General features: G+C 67.2%; 3 protein-coding genes. All 3 read right to left on the bottom strand.

Annotated elements, in window-relative coordinates; translation table 11 throughout:
- Nucleotides 1-103 precede the first annotated feature (103 nt).
- The 3 genes from KME75_RS47405 to KME75_RS41670 are packed head-to-tail and all read right to left on the bottom strand — an operon-like array spanning nucleotide 104 to nucleotide 1,079.
- On the bottom strand, nucleotides 104-376 hold the full coding sequence (locus tag KME75_RS47405) for a PadR family transcriptional regulator (RefSeq protein WP_372452774.1): 273 nt from the start codon (nucleotides 374-376) through the stop codon (nucleotides 104-106).
- Nucleotides 310-660, bottom strand: coding sequence for a hypothetical protein (locus KME75_RS41675; protein WP_219420504.1), 351 nt, complete (start codon nucleotides 658-660; stop codon nucleotides 310-312). The genes KME75_RS47405 and KME75_RS41675 overlap by 67 nt, the downstream gene beginning before the upstream one ends.
- Nucleotides 657-1,079 carry a DUF1440 domain-containing protein gene (locus KME75_RS41670; RefSeq protein WP_246633841.1) on the bottom strand — a complete coding sequence of 141 codons (423 nt, stop codon included), beginning with the start codon at nucleotides 1,077-1,079 and terminating at the stop codon, nucleotides 657-659. Before KME75_RS41670 ends, KME75_RS41675 begins: the two co-directional genes overlap by 4 nt.
- Nucleotides 1,080-1,245 lie beyond the last annotated feature (166 nt).

Genomic DNA, 1,245 nt, shown 5'->3' with positions numbered 1-1,245 from the left:
CTCCGGCTCGGACACCCCAAGATCACACCGCAGACCAGCCGATCATTCGTGATCGACACGCCACTGCCGCCAAGATCACACTGACCCCGACACGAGGTCACGCTCAAGATCGGGCTGAATGCTTACGTTCGGAGTGGTCCCAGTGTGAGCGCACCGCGCCGTCGGCCTCCAACCCTTTCAGTGCTCGGTACACCAGGCCCGCATCCTTGGGCGTTTTCATCCCGGGGAACACCGCGGAGAGCCTTCGTGCCAGGTCGTAGCCGTGTGCGGCCCCCGAGCGGAGCAGCAGCAAAACCGCAGGTGTCCGTGCTACGGGGGGAACGTCAGAATCCGGGTAGCGGACGACGCGGCAGCGCCGGACGAACAAACGCCGCACTCAGGCTGTTCGTCCGGATTGCTCCTGCCGCGATTCCGGCGAAGGGAGGTGGCAGCTGCCGTCGCAGTGGTGGCAGCGGCGGATCGCAACACGGCGAGGAGCGTCAGCCCGACGGCGCCGATAACTACGTTGCGGGTGAGGAAGCCGGGCGGGATGAGCAGCGCGGCAAGGATGACCAGCTTCACCCCGCAGCAGGCGAGGATTGCCGCGAGCGCGGCGAGCCAGGCGAGACCTACCTGCTGAGCTCGGCGGCGGCGTCGTTGAGCGTCTCCGGTCGCGGTCACGGCCGGTTCCGAAGCAGGGTCCACCCGGTTTCCACGGCGGCCGCGACGGCGAGCCCGAAGGCGAGGTGGGCGAGGAAGCCGCGGACGTGGGTGACGAGTGGGTAGTCGAGGTTCGGAGCGCTGAACCCGAACGCCGGGGTCATCAGCTCGTCGGCGATGACGCTCATGGCAGCGCCGGTGGCGAGCCCGGCTGTGACGGGGTTGAGGTTGGTGCGGCGGCGTAGCAGCGGGTACAGGGGTGCCCACTGGATCGCCAGCCCGTAGTGAAAGGCGAGGCTGAGGCGGCTCATCTGCTGCTCGCTGAGCTGGATTTCGAACGCCTTGGTGAGCTTCTCGGCCGCCACCTGGAACGGTGGCCCGGGGCGAGCCGCGTCCTCGCGCGCCCGGTCCTGCTCCGATTCCATCTCGTACAGCTTCATGCTGACCGGTTCCATCGCTTTGGTGCCCAGGTAACCGGCCAGGGCCCCGGCGTTCTTGCCGTTTGGGTCTGATGTCGGTTTTGCCCCTGGTGGTGGACTCGTTTGAGGGGCCGGTGTGAGGGGAGCGCGACCCCTGGTGATCTTTCAGGTGTTGAAGCCGAAGATC

The organism is Pseudonocardia nigra, from assembly GCF_019396355.1.
In the GTDB taxonomy this organism is placed as follows: Bacteria; Actinomycetota; Actinomycetes; order Mycobacteriales; family Pseudonocardiaceae; genus Pseudonocardia; species Pseudonocardia nigra.
This window is presented reverse-complemented; position numbering and strand designations above follow the sequence as displayed.